Origin of the sequence: Bacillus sp. AL-1R, assembly GCF_052180195.1 — a bacterium.
Taxonomy (GTDB): Bacteria; Bacillota; Bacilli; order Bacillales; family Bacillaceae_G; genus Gottfriedia.
In genome coordinates this window covers 2,808,049-2,826,899 of the sequence record NZ_CP197469.1, presented here as the reverse complement: position 1 = coordinate 2,826,899, position 18,851 = coordinate 2,808,049, and the positions used below count along the sequence as shown (strand labels likewise).

Below are 18,851 nucleotides of genomic sequence, written 5' to 3'. Positions count from 1 at the left end.
TTGTTGGTACTATACTATATGCAGAATATTCATATTATTGGACAAGATTTTTTTTTTTATTTACCAATTTTTACTTTTTTCTTTTTAATTTCTCCCTTTACAGGTTTTGTAGGAGAGAAGTTATCAAAATCTTCTTTTGTTTCTGGTACTTCGATATGTCCAGTTCTTATATTTGCTTTATATAAATCAATTTGTTCTTTTGTGTCTTTATTTAAATTCTTAGAGGTTTTTGCAAGATCAACGCCATTTTCTTTTATGCCCCATCTCAAAATGCGCCCACCTTGGAAGTTCCCTTTTAATTTTTTTGTGATAACTTCATCTACACCTTTATCAATTCGTTTAATTGCTGATGTTAAAGTGACATTTTCCGGTAATCCTTGTTTATATTGATCCCGGTCAACACCAATTACCCAAACCTTTTTACCATTTTTCTTTAATTTTTTGGCTTCAGTAAATACACCTAATCCTGTTTTTCCTGCTACTTGGAAAATGATATCAACACCCTTTTCATTGTATAAGGCTTTTGCTAACTTACTTCCATCAGCAGGTTTATTAAATGAATCTGCAAATTTGGTCAATACTTTTATTTTTGGATCGACGGACATAACACCTGCTTTAAATCCATATTCAAATTTTTTTAAAAATTTATCTTTTGTACCACCTATAAATCCAATTTTATGAGTTTTTGTGTTCATTGCTGCTGCAACACCAGCGAGGAATGCTGATTGTTCTTCACGATAAATAACACTTACAACATTTGGTTTTTCAACAATCCCGTCAATTATGACAAAGTCGGATTTTTTTGCTTTACTTGCAACTTCAGAGATAGCTTTTTGAAATGAATAACCGACTCCAAATGTTAAATCATAATTTTTCTTTGCATACTTCAATAATTCTTTTTTTGCTGCTTTGTCTGTTTTGATATCCGTCTTTACATAATTTTTATTTTCCTGCCAATCATGTTTCTTGCCAGTTTTTTTTATTCCATCCCAAACTGCTTGGTTAAATCCTTTATCATTTATTTCAGTTTTCCCCATAACAATTCCAATTTTAAAATCTTTTTCTTTTTCTTTCTCTGACGCACTTATATTATTATTTTGACTAGTACAGCTGGTCAATGTAAGGCTGGCAATTAATGAAATCGTGGCGATTTGGAAAAAACGTCTTCGCATTGTTTTCCTCCATATAATATATTTAAAAAACTAAACTCTATTGTGTAAATTTCCCAATCAATTCATAAATCATTCTTCAAAGTGTTGGCAATTTACGATACAAGTGGTACTGTAACAATTAGAAATGATTAAGATGGAGGCATTAAGGTGAAGCTTGTATTTTTAGGAACGGGAGCAGGAATGCCATCAAAGGGTAGGAATGTAACAAGTATTGCGTTACAGCTTTTAGAGGAAAGAGGTGCGACTTGGCTTTTCGATTGTGGTGAAGCAACACAGCACCAAATATTACATACATCAATTAGGCCACGACGAATCGAAAAAATTTTTATTACACATTGCCATGGCGATCATATCTTTGGATTGCCTGGATTATTAAGTAGCAGAACTTTTTTAGGCGGAGAAGATTTATTAACAATTTATGGACCTAAAGGATTAAAGGATTTTGTAGAGACTAGTTTTAAAATTAGTGGTACTTATTTGAAATATCCAATTCAATATGTTGAAACGTCTGAAGGGATCATTTTTGAAGATGACCAATTTATTGTTCAAGCAGTAGAACTTGAACATGGAATTCAATCATTTGGTTATCAAATTATTGAAAAGGATTTACCTGGAGAATTGAATGTAGAGGAATTAAAGAAGATTGGTGTAAAACCCGGACCAGTTTATAAATTCTTAAAAGAGGGGAAAACAGTAACCTTAGAAGATGGAAGAGTGTTAAATGGTAACGATTTTATTGGACCTTCAAAAAAAGGACGACGCATTGCAATAGCAGGGGATACTCGTATAACAGATAAAAGTAAATTGCTTGCAAGTGGTATGGATGTATTAGTTCATGAATCAACCTTTGCACATGATGAAACTACTCTTGCATATGATTATTTCCATACGACAAGTACTCAAATTGCAAATGTTGCTAAATGCGAGGGAATTAAAACCCTCTATTTAACTCATATAAGTGCAAGATATCAAGGAGACGCTTCAAAGAAATTATTAGATGAAGCACGTCAAATATTTGCTCATACATTTATAGCGAATGATTTCGATGAATACGAAATCACCAGAAACGATTAAATTAATATTTCGGTTAAATACAGTGCAATTAAAAGTTGAGAAGTGTACATAAAAGAATAGTTTAGAGACATGATATAAATATTCTGTGTAAAAGGAAGGTCATGGCTTTGAAACTGCTAAAAGTTATCCTTTTATTTATTTTTAGTTTTCAATTTATTTTTTACGGTACAAATAATGCATCAGCTGAAAGTAAAAATCGATATTATTACGAAAAACAAGGTACTGCTATTTGGGAGGTACCAGTAAAAGAGAAAGTAATCGCAATTACATTTGATGATGGGCCAAATGCTGAATACACCCCAGAAGTTTTAGACTTATTAAAGAAGTATAATGCCAAAGCGACATTTTTTTTAGTAGGTGAGCGAGTTGCGAAATTTCCCGAAGTAGTAAAAAGAGAAATAGAAGAAGGTCATGAAGTTGCAAATCATACATATACGCATGCTAGACTACAGTATTTAACTGATGAACAAATAAGAGATCAATTACATAAAACGCACGATGCTATTATCGCTGCAACTCATGTCTCACCTGTATTATTTAGACCTCCATTTGGATACTATAGTGAGCGGTCAATAAATACTGTGCACGATCTTGGCTATTTAACGGTTATGTGGTCTTGGCATCAAGATACATTTGATTGGAAAAATCCTGGAGTATTTAAAATTGTCTCAAATGTATTAAAAGATACTAGAAAAGGAGATATTATTCTTTTTCATGATCACGGAGGGGACCGTAGTCAAACAATCGAAGCACTAAAACAAATCTTACCGGCTCTTCAAAAGCAAGGCTACCAGTTTGTAACGGTATCTCAACTAATACAATTAAAAGCCGGAGTTAAACTTCTTAATTTCTAGTCAAAACCAGATCAATGGATTATCCAAATGATCTGGTTTTTTTTGTTCTTGTTTATCTACTACTTAAGTCTGATAGAAAACCATTCCTCAGGCCATTATTCCGATATAAAAACTTGTATAAGATAAGAGTATAAGTTGAAAGGAGGCGACGAGGTCATGAAGAAGTTCTTAACTTTTATCCTCGTACTAATATTAATTGGAGTTGCTTTAGCGAATTTAGGTGGCTTGATTACTTTAGCACTTGGGTTAATCATCACATATTTCAGTTTTAAAAAGTTTATGAAAACAGATTCGTTGTTTATGAAAATCATCTGGACAATTATTGGATTAATCGGCTTAACGATTGCAATAAGTGGTCTTCCTTCTTTAATAGGTGCAGCAGCAGCAATTTTGCTTTATTACCTATATAAAGATTATAACAATCAAAAAAAACTTAAAGATGATGAATTTAATATTTATGATGAAAATTTCAACCCTATAAAATAAGAGGAGTGTATAACTATGAAAAACTTATTTACTCGTATTAAAAATCAAATCTCAGCGGATTTACATGGATTATTAGATGAAAAAGAACAACAAAATCCAATCTCACAATTGAATTACTTCATTAAACAATCTGAAAGTGAATTAGGAAAAGTAAGGGGATTACTAGAAAGACATTATTCACTACGTACGAAATTCCAAGTGGAACGCGAGGGTGCACTTCAAATGGTGCAAAAACGTGAAGAACAATTAAAGATCGCAAATGAAGCTGGTGCCGAAGAACTAATCAAACGTGCAACTGAAGATCTAGCATTTTATAAAGAACAAGCTGAAAAGTTCGTTACATTAATCGCTAAAACAGAAGAAGAAATTAGCTTTATGCATGAGCAAGTTAATCAAATTGAAAAAAAGTTAAAAGAGCTTCATACGAAAAAATATGACTTAATGTCTCGCCAAAACATGGCTCACGCGACAAAAAAAATAAATGAAACTCACCATTTACTTAATAGTAAAATGCCATCAATTGACTTCAACTACTTTGAAAAACAAATTCGTGATTTAGAACTAAGAGTTCGTTCGGAATTTGATCTTCAATCATTTGATTACAAAATTGACTTATTAAAAAAAGAACTAACAAATAAAGAAAAGCAAGAAGCATAATCGTATTCGAGAAGAAGAGATCACAAGAATCTCTTCTTTTTTTGTGGATAAGTGGGAAGAAGATAAATGTTGTATAGTTCCGCATGAACAAATTTTCTATATTACTATGATTATTTAGGAATGAATTTCTCTTTTTAAAGTATATATAAGATGTTGACTTTAAATAGTATTGTATAATTGTTAGAAAATTTAGAATTCGTCACAAAACAAAAAAAGGGACATTTTGAGAAAGAGCGAATTATTTATGAAAGGCTTCAGGATTTTTTTAAAATCAGTGTTAATTATTAAGGTAAGATCCGAATGATTCCCACATTAAAAAATCAAAAGATCCTATGTTTAGTAGTGTATAAGGAGGTTTTAGAGTTACGATCTTTGGGATAGCGGCAAAAAATCGAATTTATTTAATGTTAACATTGCTTTTAATCAAATTATCCGACTTATGGAGTTTTTTGCAAATGTGTTTTTAATAGATAAATATTAGGAATGATTAGTAAAATAAATTTTGAAAGTAGGGTTATTATTGAGAATTAAAGGTAATATCGTAAAAAAACATGATGTAGTTCACTGTATGGTTTCAACTGAGGCGCAGTTTGCATGGGATCTTTTAAAGAAAACAAAGTATCGATGCATTCCAGTTTTAAGTGAAAACGATAAAGAGTATGTTGGAAATCTTTATCGTGTTGATTTAGCTGAGTATTTAGTAGATAACGATTCTTTGCAAGGTAAAACAGTAAATGATTTTGTTCGCAAAGAATGTCCACCAATACAGGAGGATTCACCATTTTTCAAAGTATTCTTTACGATTAAACGTTTTCCTTATTTAGCAGTTGTAAACGATCTAAATGAATTTGTAGGAATTTTAACGCATAAAACAGTGTTTGAATTATTAGAAGAGGCATGGGGACTGAAGGACGGCGGATACTCATTAACAGTTAGTACGATGGAACATGAAGGTGCATTAGCAAGATTAGCTAAGTTAGTAAATAAATATTCTAATTTGAAGAGCTGCATTACACTAGATAGTGATTCAGTTTATCGAAGAATATTAATTACGTTACCACCAACTATTAGTGAAGATGATTATAATAAGTTGAAAAGAGAGATTATTAAAAAAGAGTTTCATATTATGCATGAAGAAGTGTCAACAAGACATGCCGCTCAAAAATGATTAAAAAAGAAGAGCAAGGGGTCTTTAATTAGTCCCTTACTCTTTTTTTGTTTTGTCATTTTACATTTAGTAGGCATTTACTCATTTAAACCCTTAATTTTGCTTCTTATGTACTTCATGATTTTCTTTTTTCTTTAATGAATCGAATTTTAATTGTAGGAGAGTTGATACTTTTTGAGGGTAGCTAAGTGGTTTGCCCTTTGCTTCTACCATTGAATTTCCAACAACATAACTGATTGTAAGAAAGCCAACAATTAAAACTAATGTAACGATTAAAGCAATTGTGATGAGAATACGCTTAATACTTGCTCGTAATACTCGACTGTTTGTTATTTTCATCAATAAAACTCTCCCCCTTAGGACAACACAGTTACCTGTATCATTTTATTATCTAAAGGAGAGAGTCATGACAAGCTAATTAAATTTTATTAATTTTTTCATATTCCTCTTGGATCTCACGTGATCGAACTGTTGCTTCAATAAAGCAATTTAAAAATGAATTAGCAACTTCACGATCTTCAAGAACGGATATTCCAGCTTGAGTAGTGCCATTTGGGCTTGTAACTTTTTTCCTCAATGTCAATGGAGATTTATTCGTTTCCTGAAGCATAGAAATTGAACCCATTAACGTTTGTTGAATAAATGGTTTGGCAATATCTCGATGGATCCCTAGTGCCATTGCAGCTCGTTCAAATTGTTCGATGACATAATATATATAGGCTGGACCACTACCAAATAATCCAGTCATCGCATGTAATTCGTCTTCTTCAACTTTAGCGACAATCCCAACACGCTCAAATAATCTTTTTGCTATTTGCACTTTTTCAAAAGGTACTTCCTCGGTATAAGCAAGTGCTGTAGCAGATTTTCTAACGAGTGAAGACGTAGTTGGCATTGCACGAACAATATTTAGATTTTCGTTTCCTAGCAACTGTTTAATTGTACTGATAGAAACTCCTGCTATTAAGGATATAATTAATTGTTTTTCATTGAAAAAGCTTTTAATTTGATCAAGAGCGACTGTAACATCTTTAGGCTTCATCGCTAAAAAAACTACACTTGAACCAGAGATTGCTAACTGACGGTTAGTAGTAGCTAATACACCATATTTACTATGTAAACTATCTAAACGTTCTAAATCCTCTCTATTTGTGATTGCAATTTGATCACCTTCAATATATCCACTATCAATTAATCCTGCTATTAATGCTTCTGCGATGCTACCTGCTCCAATAAACGCAACTTTTCCTAGAAACATTACATTCACCTCACCTTTATTGTAATAGATATTTATATTAGAGAAATAAATGTTATATTCCTTGTTGACATATTACTTTTATCTATTTTCTTAAAAATATTTTTAAATAATATTTAGGTTCAGGCAAAATTTAAAGCAGGAAAAGGAGTAAATGGGAAATTTTTTCCTTTTTTATCTTTGTGTTCTCTTGCCCTTTCTAGATTCTGATATCAAATTAAAGTAAAATTCTAATCATCTTTGTTTGTATTTTTTTAAATGTATATTAGAATTAACTGTAAGAAGATTCAGATAAGGAGGAATCAGTATGATCCCTGAAAATAAGATTCACCAAATTACACTCCCGGTACCTTATGATATGAATACAGTAAATGTTTTTTTAGTTGAAGGAGATTTATTAACTTTAATTGATACAGGAACGAATACTAAGGATACGTTAGAGGCATTAAAAAGCGAATTAGATAAAATAGGTTATAAATTAGAAGATATTGAACAAGTTGTTTTAACGCATCATCATCCAGACCATGCAGGATTATTAGAAAAGTTTAATGAAGATGTGAAAATTTTAGGTCATGAACGAAATATTCCGTATTTAACTCAAGATCAATCATTCTTAAATTACTATAATGAGTATTTTATTGAAAATGCAATATTATACGGTGTTCCAGCTGAATATGTCCAAAGAATGCCACGTACGACTGAGAAAATGCCATATACTAGCAAGCGTTCATTAACTCATATTATTGATGAAGGCGATATCATTGACAGTATTTTTGGCTTGAAAGTATTGTACACACCTGGTCATGCAACTTCTCATATTTCCTTGATTAGTGAGGATGATGGCATTGCATTTGGAGGAGATTTATTGTTAGATAAGGTTTCGTCTAACCCGATCATTGAGCCACCATTAAATGGTGAAACAAAAAGAGTAAAGCCATTGCTTCAATACAATCAATCTTTACAGAGAATAGCAGAACTTCCTATTAAAAAATTATATACTGGACATGGTGAACCAGTTACAGATATTAAAGGATTAGTAAAAATCAGATTAGAAAAGCAAAAAGCTAGAGCTGAAAAAGTGTATGAAATGATTAAAAAACAACCGTTAACTGCATATGAAGTTTGCCAAATGTTATTTCCAAAGGTTTATCAAAAACAACTTTCACTTACTTTATCTGAAACAATTGGTCAGTTAGACTATCTGGAAAACTTAGGTTTTATTAGTTTAAATGAACGAAATGATGGTATACTTGAGTATAAAACGAATGAGCATTCAGTCAGTCAATAATAGAGGTGGGAATTTTTGAGGTTAAGTAACCAAACGGTAGTCATAACAGGTGCTTCGAGTGGTCTTGGGAAAGATTTGGCCTTAATTGCAGCAAAACAAGGCGCTAATATCGTCTTAATTGCTAGAAGAGAAACAGAGCTAAAAAACTTAAAGGCTAAAATACAAGAAGATTTTCCAGTTAAATGTCATTATTTTGTTGTAGATGTGACAGATGAAAAAGCAGTATATGATGCATTTCACCAAATCGAAGAGCAATTTGATGGAATCGATGTTTTAATAAATAATGCAGGTTTTGGCCTATTTCAAACCGTTGAGCATATGTCTTTTCAAGATATGAAGCAAATGTTCGATGTGAATGTATTTGGCGTTATGATTTGTTCAAAGCTTGCCCTTACGTCTATGAAGCTGAAAGGGAAGGGCCATATTATTAATATCGCTTCTTTAGCTGGTAAAATTGCCACATCGAAGGCTGCAGCATATGCAGCTTCTAAGCATGCAGTGCTAGGATTCAGTAATGCTTTGCGACAAGAAGTTGAAAAAGATGGTATCTATATAACGAATATAAATCCAGGTCCGATGGATACACCATTTTTTGAGATTGCAGATGAGTCAGGGGCGTATGCCAAGTCCGTTCGGAAAATGATGCTAGATCCTGAAAAAGTTGCTTCGAAAGTTATCTCTATAATCGGAAATAATGTACATGAAATTGACCTACCTTCATGGATGGGATTTGGAGCTAAACTTTACTCTGTATTCCCTAGAGTTAGTTATTATTTTATGACGAAATTCGGAAATAAAAAATAACAGAAGCTGCTAAATAAAGACAGCTTTGATGATGTTCAAAAAAAGCTTTGAGAGGAATCTTCTCGAAGCTTTTTTATTTAGATATAATTTCGGTTTTAAATAGAATAGGATTTTATAGGCTAAATAAAGAAAGCTTGATTTTCAGACTGAGACCACAACTTTGTGGTCTTTTTCGTGTTGAAATGAACATTTGAATTTGCTTAACCTTATTTCATCCATACATCTCATACATTTATTTGAAGTAAACCCTATTGTTTTTCATTAGTCTAACTTCATGCGCTTTCTACTATATATATAGTAATGAGATCTGAGTGAAAGATGGTGAGGGAGTATGGCTAAAAGAGATTATTTAATAAAACCACTTGTAGGTGATCGTTATCCAATAATTGATAAAGGAGAAACAATCTACCTATGGGACAAGCAAGGAAAGAAATATATTGATGGTTCATCAGGTGCAGTTGCTGCAAGTATTGGGCATGGTGTAAAGGAAATAATTGATGAAATGGTAAAGCAGGCGTCTAAAGTGGCGTTTGTTTATCGATCACAGTTTACGAGTGAGGCGGCAGAACAATTAGCTGAAAAAATAGCTCAGCTAGCTCCCGGTGATCTAAACTGGAGTTTTTTTGTTAATAGTGGTACAGAAGCAACTGAAACAGCTATGAAAATGGCAATTCAGCATTTTCAAGAAAGAGGAATTCATACGAAAACGAAGATTATATCAAGAAGTATGAGCTACCATGGTATTACAATCGGATCTTTATCAATGTCAGGTCATCCTTCAAGAAGGAAACGTTTTACTAGTCTACTAGAGGATTATCCTATGGTTGAAGCGCCGTATTGTAAAAGATGCCCATTTGAATTAGAGCCTGGAAATTGTGGTTTACTTTGCGCTACTGCACTTGATCGTACAATTTTGAAATTAGGCTCGGAAAATGTGGCAGCTTTTATAGCTGAACCGATTGTTGGTGCGGCAGGAGCAGCTTTAACTCCTCCAAAAGGATATTATGAAAAAATTAAAGAAATTTGTGATAAACACGATGTACTACTTATTGCGGACGAAGTAATGACTGGAATAGGTAGAACTGGTGAAATGTTCGGAATGAATCATTGGAATTGTGTGCCGGATTTATTAGTCCTCGGCAAAGGATTGGCTGCTGGTTATACGCCAATTGCAGTGGCAATCGCAAGTGATCGTGTAATGCAACCTATTTTAGAAGGTAGTCGGCTTGTGATGAGTGGGCATACATTTAGTGCGAATCCTCTTTCTGCAAGTATAGCTTTAGCTGTTTTAAACTATGTCGAAAAAAATGGATTAGTACAAAATTCTAAAATACAAGGTGAAAAGATTAAATTAAAACTAAAAGAATGGCAGAAAGAGTATCCGTTTCTATTCGATGTCAGAGGTGAAGGTCTACTGATTGGAATCGAAATAAATGAAGAATTCTTTAATTGTAAAAGTGTAACAAATCGTGTGATTGAGATCGCTAAAAACCTTGGATTATTACTTTATCCATCTGTTAGTGGCCCATATGGAAGATCTGAAAATAGTTTCTTGCTTTCCCCGCCTTTAGTCATTACTGATGCACAAGTAAATGAATTGCTAATTTTATTGAAGGAAGTATTTAAAAAGCTAAATCAAGAAGCAAAGGAGATTGAATAATGGCCATCAATACTTTCGGTAAAATCATTAGTATTGAAGAAGCTTTGCTTTATTTTAAAGATGATATGGTGTTAATGTTTGGTGGTTTTGGAGGAATTGGTAACCCACCAACATTAATTAGGGGCATTTTAGAAAAAGGTGTTAAAGATCTTACTCTAATAGGAAATGATACGGGTTTTCCTGATGTTGGGATCGGGCAATTAGTGACAGCTAAAAGAGTTAAAAAAATGATTACAACGCATATTGGATCAAATCCGAATGCTGGAAAGCAAATGACGGATGGTACTTTAGAAATAGAGTTCAGCCCTCAAGGTACATTTATTGAACGGATTCGAGCGGGTGGGGTTGGATTAGGTGGCGTTTTAGTAGATATCGGGATTGATAGTGTAATAGATGTTGATAAGCAGAGGGTGAATGTATTTGGAAAAGAGTATTTAGTTGAAACACCTCTCATTTCAGATGTTTCAATTGTATATGCGAAGAAAGCAGATCCTTTTGGGAATTTAGTTTTTGATAAGAGTGCTCGCAATACGAATCCTTATGTAGCAATGGCCGGAAAAATCACGATTGCGGAAGTTGATGAAATTGTTCCTTTAGGCGCATTGGACCCTGAAGAAATTATCGTACCAGGAGCTTTTGTAAACCACGTCGTTCAATCGGAAGGAGTGGATTGGAAGTGGGTTTGGGAAAAATAAATCCTAGGGAAATGATGGCAAAGCGTGCAGCTAAAGAAGTAAAGAGCGGTATGATTGTGAACCTTGGGATTGGAATTCCTTCACTGATCCCAAATTACTTACCAGATGATTGCCAAGTAATGTTTCATGCAGAAAATGGTGTGTTAGGTTTAGGGCCAACTCCACAAAAAGGTGAAGAAGACGAGAATTTATGTAATGCTGCAGGATTACCTGTAACACTAATTCCAGGTTCCAGTTATTTTGATAGTAGCATAGCTTTTGCGATTATTCGAAAAGGCTTATTAGATTTAACCGTACTAGGTGCTCTTGAAGTCAGTAAAAACGGCGATTTAGCAAATTGGATTGTTCCTGGTAAAAGAGTACCTGGAATTGGAGGCGCAATGGACTTAGCTCAAAAATCAAAAAAAGTAATTGTTTTAATGAACCATACTAATAAAAATGGTGATCCTAAAATAGTCTCTGAATGTACACTTCCGCTTACATCTCCAAGTTGTGTAGACTTAATTATTACTGAAATGGCTGTAATCGAAGTTAAAAAAGAAAATGGAGAGCTTTGGTTAAATGAAGTAATGTCTCCATTTTTAGTCAGCGATGTGATAGAGAAAACTGGTGCTCCACTATTTGTGAACCCAAATGTAATTGTTCATCGTTGGGAGTGATCAAAATTGGATTTGAAAGCTAAAATTAATGACTACATTCATAAAAATAAAAACAAGGCAATTGAATTACTTCAGCATCTCGTTCGTGAAAAAAGTGTTTCAGGCAATGAAGCAGGAGCACAAAATATTATCTCAAATTATTTACGAAATCTTGGATTAGTGATTGATGTCTTTGAACCGTCAATTGAGGAATTAACGAAATCATCTTATTTTATTTCAGAACGAACTTCATTTAAAGATAGTCCGAATATCGTTGCAATTTTTAAGGGAACAGGAAATGGTAGATCGATTATTTTAAATGGTCATATTGATGTAGTTCCTGAGGGTGAATTAAGTAGTTGGGATCTTCATCCGTATAGTGGTGCAATTGTAGGAAATCGCTTATATGGCAGGGGAACAACAGATATGAAGGGCGGAAATGTTGCAGCACTATTTGCGATTGAGGCAATCAAAAAATTAAATATTCCGATTAAAGGCGATATCTATTTTGAAAGTGTTATTGAGGAAGAAAGTGGAGGGGCAGGGACGCTAGCAACGATCTTAAGAGGATACGAAGCAGATGCAGTCCTTATCCCAGAACCTACTAAAATGAAAATATTTCCAAAACAGCAAGGTAGTGTTTGGTTTCGAATAAAAGTAAAAGGTAAAGTTGCCCACGGAGGAACGAGGTATGAAGGCGTTAGTGCAATTGAAAAAAGTATGATGGTTATTAATCATATCAATCAATTAGAAAAAGTTCGAAATACAAGATTACTAGATGATCCACTTTACAAAAATGTGCCAATCCCAATTCCAATTAATATTGGAAAAATAAATGGGGGGACTTGGCCCTCTTCTGTCTCAGATCTGGTTACGCTAGAAGGAAGATTAGGTGTTTCACCAAATGAAACAATCGAAGAGGCTAAACTTGAAATAACGAAGTGGCTTAAAACACTCTCATTAATTGATGATTGGTTTATTGAAAATCCGGTTGAGGTTGAATTTTTTGGAGCAAGATGGTTACCAGGTAGTATCGATCCTTTGCATCCATTTATGGAATCGCTGAAGAAATCATATCAAACTGTTTATAAAAAAGAACCGATTATTGAAGCCTCTCCATGGGGCACAGACGGTGGATTATTTACACAAATAAAACAAATACCTACTATTGTTTTTGGACCAGGGGAAACGAAAGTTGCACATTACCCAAATGAATACATTGATTTAGATGAATGTATTCATTGTGCAAAAGTAATTGCATACACTTTACTAGATTGGTGTGGGGTAGATGAATAATGAAGTATTTTATCAAAATAAGTAGATTAAAGATGAAAAGAAACCAAAAATATTTTCACGGAAATAATATGAACTTTTATCTTATCATGGGAAGTTCGATCAAATTGACTCATCTAAAAAAACATTAAATAGAGAGGCCCGTTACTACATATGAGTAACGGGCTTTTATTTATTACTAGTTAAGGTAAGCATGATTGAATTATCTAACGCGTAGGCAACAGATTGAATCAATCCTATAAAATTGCTAGAAAAAATGATAGTTAAAATGGAAATTGGAACACTAAAGAATAAAAAGGTAAAGAGAGGATTTTTATGCGAAAGATATTTTTATTGTTTCTATGTCTATTTTTGTGGATCCAGTTGCCAGAAAAAACACATGCTGCAGATAAAATTCCAATTCTAATTTATCATTCCATTGATGAGTTTACTGGCCACGGAGTAAGAGCTTTGTTTGTCTCACCAGAGAATTTTGAAAAGCAAATGATCTATTTACGTGATCATGGATTTACGCTTTTAACTTTTGAGCAATGGAAAGACCGTAATAAAGTAAAGAAACCTATATTTATTACGATTGATGACGGTTATAAAAATAACTTAAATGTAGTAAAAATCTTTCAAAAATTGAAATCGGATACGTTTACACCAAAAGCATCTATTTTTGCAATATCCGACTATATTGGATGGCCAGATCGTCTTTCTAGCACGGACTTAAAAAAGATGGCTGATTCAGGGATGTTCTCAATCCAATCACATACTGCAACTCATCCAGATTTAAGGAAGATCAATGATTATAAGCATGAATTGAAAGATTCCAAAGAGAAGATTCAATCGATTACTGGAAAAGCTGTGATAGCTCTCTCGTATCCTTATGGTTATCATAATGATAAAGTAATTGAGGAAACAAAAAAGTACTATTCTTTTGCAGTAGCAACAGATCCGGAATATTTTATAGAAAAAGGTACAAAGAATGAAAACTATCTTTTACCAAGAATTTATATTAAGTATGACACTACTATGGATGAATTTGCTAAGATTGTAGAAGGGCAGGCTAAGGTAATTGTAAATTTTAGAGAATCTGTAACAAATTATCAAAAATGAAATGGGGTTTCTAAATAGGTCATTGTACGTTGGACTTTATGGTATAGCCTTTTTTTATTAATAAAGTTTTCAATCAATCTGTTTAAATTGCTTAAATAAATGATATTTTCACTTCAATTTATGGGGAAAATTACCTTTTTTTAACTTTGTCGATAAATAGGAGGTTTGTGAATAGTTTGTCTCATGGTATGATATAGTAAGTGATAGATTAATGAGATAGAAAAGGTGATTAAATGAGAGCAAATCCATCACAAAGACCATCACCTAAAATGAGGTCGGTATGGAGAATTACATCACTATTAAGCAGTATCTCTTTAGTTACTTTACCAATTATCTATTATTTTCTTATGAGATCTTTTTCACTTCCCTTCTTTATTTTAATGATGATGATATGTGTCGTTATAACGTTAATTATTTTTTTAACTTTATTTTTACCAAGACTAAAAATGAAATATACCGCATATGAGATTTATGAAAATGAGTTAGAAATTCAAAAAGGAATATTTGTTATTAAACGAATTGTCATTCCTATGGTCAGAGTTCAACACGTGACGACAGAAGTAGGACCAATACTGCGTCGATACGGTTTATCTACAGTGAATATTTCCACGGCAGCTACCACACATGAAATTGAAGGCTTAGAACACCACGATGCAGAAAAGCTTAGAGATAAAATTATCTACTTAGCAAGGATCAGTGATGACGATGTATGAGCCGAAAAGACAACATCCAGCTTATATCCTTACCGTATTTTTAGAACAAATTAAAAACGTACTAATACCACTTATTATACTTTTACTTTCAGGTGGTAAAGGGTCAATGTTTCAATATTTGTTTGCTGCAGTTCTGATTATTTTTCCAGTTGCTTCAGCAATCATAAAATGGTATCGATTTACTTACTATATAACGGAAGATGAATTTAGAATTCGTTCAGGATTATTTGTAATAGAGAATACATTTATTCAAAAAGAACGCATTCAATCTTTTTCAATTAATGCTGGATTTATTCAACAGTTTTTTAATGTGGTGAGCGTACGAATTGAAACAGCTGGTGGAAAAAAAGCTGAAGGTATATTAAATGCAATACCTAAAGAAGTGGCACTTTCATTAAAAAATGAAGTATTAAACTCTAAAAAGAAAAAAGTAGGTTTGGTTGTAGCTGAGGAAAATAGTGTACAAGCAGTGCCATTAGTAGATATAAGTTTAACAATTGAAACGAGAAAACTTTTTTTAGCTGGAATTACTTCCTTTGAAGTCGGACTAGCTTTTGCCGTGTTAGCATCATTATTTTCACAAATCGAGGATTTACTGCCTCATAGTATTTATGTGGCAATATATAATCAAATACAAACATTCACTTACATGATGTTCTTTATTGTATTTTTAGGTAGTTTATTACTTGCCCTCATTTTTTCAACCATTCGATACATATTAAAGTTTGCAAACTTTACTGTCCAAAGAAAAGATGATCGAATTATTATTACAAGAGGGTTATTCGAAAAAAATGAATTTACGGTTTCTTTAAAACGAATTCAAGGAGTAGTTGTAAAAGAAGGGATTATTCGTCAATTATTTGGCTATTCGACTGTATACGTAGAAGCTGTTGGCATGGGGGATAAGCAGGAACAAGGTAGACATGTTCTACATCCGTTTATAAAAACGAAGGATGTCCAATTATTTTTAAAAAATTTTATTCCTTCTATTAACTATGATGAAATATCAAACAGAGCACCGAAAAGAGCTCGAAAAACGTATTATTCAAGAATGACGATTACATTTCTTCTACTAGCAAGTGGAATTGTATTTCTTCCATTTATTCACTTCTGGGTTTATGGCATTGTATTTTTCGGTCTATTTATAGGGGAATTAGGATTTAGAAATGCAGGCTATACATTATTAGATCGAACTGTGATCGTTCAGTCTGGTTATTTCTCTAGAACAACCGCGATTTTACCAAAAGAGAGAATACAAGTATTGATCGGTGAACAAAGTTTCCTGCAAAAAAGAGTCAAACTAAAATCGATCTATATTACGATTCTTTCGAGCCAATTTGGACGTACTTATCAAGTAAGACATTTAGATGAAAAAGACGTAAATCGAATGATTGGTTGGTTTAGTTAATATCATATTAAATAAGCACAGATCGTTAAAATAAGACGTGTATTATACATTAGTGTAAGCACGTCTTTTTTAACGCTTAAATTTATTTTTTTTATTAGGAGGAAAAGAACATGGGGAAAAGAATATTTGTAGGAATACTCCTCTTAACCGTGTTTGTGACAGTTTTACATACGCTTTGGAATAAACCTTCCCCTCTAAAGCATGGAGTGATTGATGATGTTGGCCATCTTCTTCCTACTAAAATTGATCGTATTGTGAAAGGAAAGGAAGTAGAGCAATTAAAGAAAATTGTAATCGATGCAAAAAAACAAGGCAAGACGGTATCCATTGCGGGAGAGCGACATAGTCAAGGGGGGCATACATATTATAAAGATGGTGTGGTCATTGATTTAAAAACATTTAATAAAGTTAAAAAAGTGGATCCTATTCAAAAGACGGTGATCGTTCAAAGTGGTGCTACATGGGGAGATATACAAAAAGCGATTAATCCGTATCATCTCGCATTAAAAGTAACTCAGTCACAAGAAATCTTCTCAGTAGGTGGTTCATTAAGTGTGAACGCACATGGTCGGGACATTCGGAATCACTCATTAGCTAGTACTGTTAATTGGTTTACATTATTAACACCAGAAGGAAAAGTAATAAAAGTAAGCCGCACGGAGAATAAGGAATTATTTCCTTATGTATTAGGTGGATATGGATTATTTGGAATTATTTTAGAAGTAGAGTTCCAATTAACAGATAATGAATTATATCGAGTAGAAACAAAAACGATGGACTATAAGAAGTATCCAAATTATTTTAACAAGAACGTTTTAGAAAACGAAGAGGCAAGAATGCATATAGCTAGAATTTCAGTTGCGCCAGATAGTTTTTTTAATAAGGTTTATGCAATTAATTATATGGCAACATCCCGTAAAATGTCCGATTCAGATCAAGAGCTGAAGGAAGATCATTCCACTTTTTTACCGAAGTTTGCACTTGGTATGTCCAGAACTTCGGACATGGGTAAAAATCTTTTTTGGGATTTCCAATATCGCTTTATTCACTCGCTAAATGGAAACTACGAAACTCGTAATAATGTCATGCGCTCTGAAAGTAAGTTTATGGAATTCGATGACCGTCAAGATACACAAGTATTGCAGGAATTTTTTGTACCTGTAAATGAATTTACTCGCTACATTGATGATGTTAGAGAATATTTACAATATGAAAATTTAAATATATTAAATATAACGATTCGTTACGTTGAAAAAGATCATGAAACAGTCATGAATTATGCGAAAGATGATATGTTTGCTTTCGTTGTATTGATTCAACACGGTAAAGATCAGAAGTCTGTTCAATATGCAAAAGAAGTAATCCAAAAGTGGACTGATCTAACTTTGGCGCATAAAGGAACTTATTATTTACCGTATTATCCATATCAGTCTAAGCAACAAATGATAAGGGCATATCCTAAAACGCAAGATTTTTTCAATAAGAAAAGAGAGTTTGATCCAAATAATGTATTTATCAATACATTTTATGAAAACTATGGGGAGTAATCCTATGAACCGTTTTTTAATCGCATTACTAAGTATTATTGGATTTAGCAGTTCTTTAGTATTTCCATATTATGTCCTCTTCTTAAGGAATATAGGAGATGCATATGATGTATTTAGTTTATTATATGGACTTTTTTCATTAAGTTTAAGTGTGGTAGTATACTTTGGAGGCCGATTCGTTGACCGGGTTTCACCATTTTTATTAATGATATTCCACTCATTATTTTGCTGTTTATTGTTTTTTTCACTGCCTTTGATCGATAATATTAAAATCGTCTATATTGGGCAAGTTTTATTTGGAGGATTTACTGCGTTATTCAAAATTGCTGAAAAGAAATTATTTATGAACGCTTCATCTGATTTTTATAGAAGTTACTTATTTTGGACGTCTTTTGTAACTGCTATCTGTATTATAGGTGTAGGCACTTTACTTGAATCGATTGACATTCAATTTATGTTTCATCTAGCGGCTTGGCTTTTCATAATAAGTGCAATTGGTCTTTGCTATAAAATGTTAACGAGCAAGGTTCAGACTGGTCCTAAATAATAAAGTGAAAGATTTAATTCCAGGGTAACACAACAATGTTTTGTTTTTTGTTGGGTTTTTATGCGTAACGTTGTTTTATTCCTTTTTATACAATAAAGTTAATGAATAAGTAGTAATATATTTACATGTAAAGTACTGTTTTTATAAAAATAAAACAATAAAATTTAAATTTATATATTGTTTAAGTAACGAAACAATGTTATATTAACTGTACGTTAATTAAAGTATTTATAGATACATTCATTACTTTATGTGAAATTAAATTGTATGGAAGGAATGATTATATAGTATGAGACATGAGGAAGCTGTAGGTATTTTTTATGCTGCTTTTGTAATTTTAGGATTAACGATTGGTTTAGGTGTAGGTTATTTTACATCACATTTAATCGTAGGAGGATTTCTCGGGTTTGGAATTGGAATAGGTTTAGGTCTATTAAGTAATGCTATTTTATACATTAATAGAGACTGATTTTGACAATAGTGCGAATGAT

At 32.7% G+C, this 18,851-nt stretch carries 20 protein-coding genes; 17 read left to right on the top strand and 3 right to left on the bottom strand.

Going from position 1 to position 18,851, the window contains the following annotated elements:
• Positions 1-56: 56 nt before the first annotated feature.
• Positions 57-1,172, bottom strand: a complete 1,116-nt coding sequence (locus ACSBO6_RS13460; RefSeq protein WP_498843495.1) for a BMP family lipoprotein — start codon at positions 1,170-1,172, stop codon at positions 57-59.
• Between the two features lie 147 nt (positions 1,173-1,319).
• Between ACSBO6_RS13460 and rnz the strand changes: the two genes are divergently transcribed.
• From rnz to cbpA, 5 genes are all read left to right on the top strand, one after another.
• Entirely contained in the window at positions 1,320-2,246 is a 927-nt protein-coding gene (gene rnz, locus ACSBO6_RS13455) for a ribonuclease Z (protein ID WP_098845390.1), read from the top strand.
• Positions 2,247-2,347: 101 nt separating this feature from the next.
• Positions 2,348-3,100: a polysaccharide deacetylase family protein gene (locus ACSBO6_RS13450; RefSeq protein WP_098845389.1), complete on the top strand. Its 753-nt coding sequence runs from the start codon at positions 2,348-2,350 to the stop codon at positions 3,098-3,100.
• Positions 3,101-3,256: 156 nt separating this feature from the next.
• Positions 3,257-3,586: a lmo0954 family membrane protein gene (locus ACSBO6_RS13445; protein ID WP_098845388.1), complete on the top strand. Its 330-nt coding sequence runs from the start codon at positions 3,257-3,259 to the stop codon at positions 3,584-3,586.
• A gap of 15 nt (positions 3,587-3,601) precedes the next feature.
• Positions 3,602-4,243 carry a PspA/IM30 family protein gene (locus ACSBO6_RS13440; protein ID WP_098845387.1) on the top strand — a complete coding sequence of 214 codons (642 nt, stop codon included), beginning with the start codon at positions 3,602-3,604 and terminating at the stop codon, positions 4,241-4,243.
• A gap of 520 nt (positions 4,244-4,763) precedes the next feature.
• The gene (cbpA, locus tag ACSBO6_RS13435) at positions 4,764-5,411 is read left to right on the top strand and encodes a cyclic di-AMP binding protein CbpA (protein ID WP_098845386.1); all 648 of its coding nucleotides are present in this window, start codon (positions 4,764-4,766) and stop codon (positions 5,409-5,411) included.
• Positions 5,412-5,504: 93 nt separating this feature from the next.
• On the opposite strand, the gene ACSBO6_RS13430 is transcribed toward cbpA, so the two are convergent.
• Positions 5,505-5,753 carry a hypothetical protein gene (locus ACSBO6_RS13430; RefSeq protein ID WP_098845385.1) on the bottom strand — a complete coding sequence of 83 codons (249 nt, stop codon included), beginning with the start codon at positions 5,751-5,753 and terminating at the stop codon, positions 5,505-5,507.
• A gap of 76 nt (positions 5,754-5,829) precedes the next feature.
• On the bottom strand, positions 5,830-6,669 hold the full coding sequence (proC, locus tag ACSBO6_RS13425; protein WP_098845384.1) for a pyrroline-5-carboxylate reductase: 840 nt from the start codon (positions 6,667-6,669) through the stop codon (positions 5,830-5,832).
• 304 nt (positions 6,670-6,973) lie between these two features.
• Here proC and ACSBO6_RS13420 point away from each other — a divergent pair, with 304 nt between their 5' ends.
• The 12 genes from ACSBO6_RS13420 to ACSBO6_RS13365 all read left to right on the top strand — a co-directional run bounded on the left by ACSBO6_RS13420 (position 6,974) and on the right by ACSBO6_RS13365 (position 18,829).
• Positions 6,974-7,954: an MBL fold metallo-hydrolase gene (locus tag ACSBO6_RS13420; protein ID WP_498843494.1), complete on the top strand. Its 981-nt coding sequence runs from the start codon at positions 6,974-6,976 to the stop codon at positions 7,952-7,954.
• 15 nt (positions 7,955-7,969) lie between these two features.
• Positions 7,970-8,758 carry an SDR family NAD(P)-dependent oxidoreductase gene (locus ACSBO6_RS13415; protein ID WP_498843493.1) on the top strand — a complete coding sequence of 263 codons (789 nt, stop codon included), beginning with the start codon at positions 7,970-7,972 and terminating at the stop codon, positions 8,756-8,758.
• Between the two features lie 331 nt (positions 8,759-9,089).
• Positions 9,090-10,418 (top strand): aspartate aminotransferase family protein, encoded by a 1,329-nt coding sequence (locus ACSBO6_RS13410; protein ID WP_498843492.1) that lies wholly within the window; start codon positions 9,090-9,092, stop codon positions 10,416-10,418.
• A 65-nt stretch (positions 10,419-10,483) separates the two neighbouring features.
• The gene (locus ACSBO6_RS13405; RefSeq protein WP_483295171.1) at positions 10,484-11,113 is read left to right on the top strand and encodes a CoA transferase subunit A; all 630 of its coding nucleotides are present in this window, start codon (positions 10,484-10,486) and stop codon (positions 11,111-11,113) included.
• The gene (locus ACSBO6_RS13400; protein WP_098845379.1) at positions 11,095-11,772 is read left to right on the top strand and encodes a 3-oxoacid CoA-transferase subunit B; all 678 of its coding nucleotides are present in this window, start codon (positions 11,095-11,097) and stop codon (positions 11,770-11,772) included. Before ACSBO6_RS13405 ends, ACSBO6_RS13400 begins: the two co-directional genes overlap by 19 nt.
• 6 nt (positions 11,773-11,778) lie before the next feature.
• Positions 11,779-13,047 (top strand): peptidase, encoded by a 1,269-nt coding sequence (locus ACSBO6_RS13395; protein WP_098845378.1) that lies wholly within the window; start codon positions 11,779-11,781, stop codon positions 13,045-13,047.
• A 360-nt stretch (positions 13,048-13,407) separates the two neighbouring features.
• Positions 13,408-14,145, top strand: coding sequence for a polysaccharide deacetylase family protein (locus tag ACSBO6_RS13390; RefSeq protein WP_498843491.1), 738 nt, complete (start codon positions 13,408-13,410; stop codon positions 14,143-14,145).
• Positions 14,146-14,378: 233 nt separating this feature from the next.
• Positions 14,379-14,858 carry a PH domain-containing protein gene (locus ACSBO6_RS13385; RefSeq protein WP_098845376.1) on the top strand — a complete coding sequence of 160 codons (480 nt, stop codon included), beginning with the start codon at positions 14,379-14,381 and terminating at the stop codon, positions 14,856-14,858.
• Positions 14,851-16,266 (top strand): PH domain-containing protein, encoded by a 1,416-nt coding sequence (locus tag ACSBO6_RS13380; RefSeq protein ID WP_498843490.1) that lies wholly within the window; start codon positions 14,851-14,853, stop codon positions 16,264-16,266. Before ACSBO6_RS13385 ends, ACSBO6_RS13380 begins: the two co-directional genes overlap by 8 nt.
• Positions 16,267-16,376: 110 nt before the next feature.
• Positions 16,377-17,813, top strand: coding sequence for an FAD-binding oxidoreductase (locus ACSBO6_RS13375; protein WP_498843489.1), 1,437 nt, complete (start codon positions 16,377-16,379; stop codon positions 17,811-17,813).
• A gap of 4 nt (positions 17,814-17,817) precedes the next feature.
• Entirely contained in the window at positions 17,818-18,360 is a 543-nt protein-coding gene (locus tag ACSBO6_RS13370; protein ID WP_098845373.1) for an MFS transporter, read from the top strand.
• Positions 18,361-18,649: 289 nt separating this feature from the next.
• Positions 18,650-18,829, top strand: a complete 180-nt coding sequence (locus ACSBO6_RS13365) for a hypothetical protein (RefSeq protein WP_069033425.1) — start codon at positions 18,650-18,652, stop codon at positions 18,827-18,829.
• Positions 18,830-18,851 lie beyond the last annotated feature (22 nt).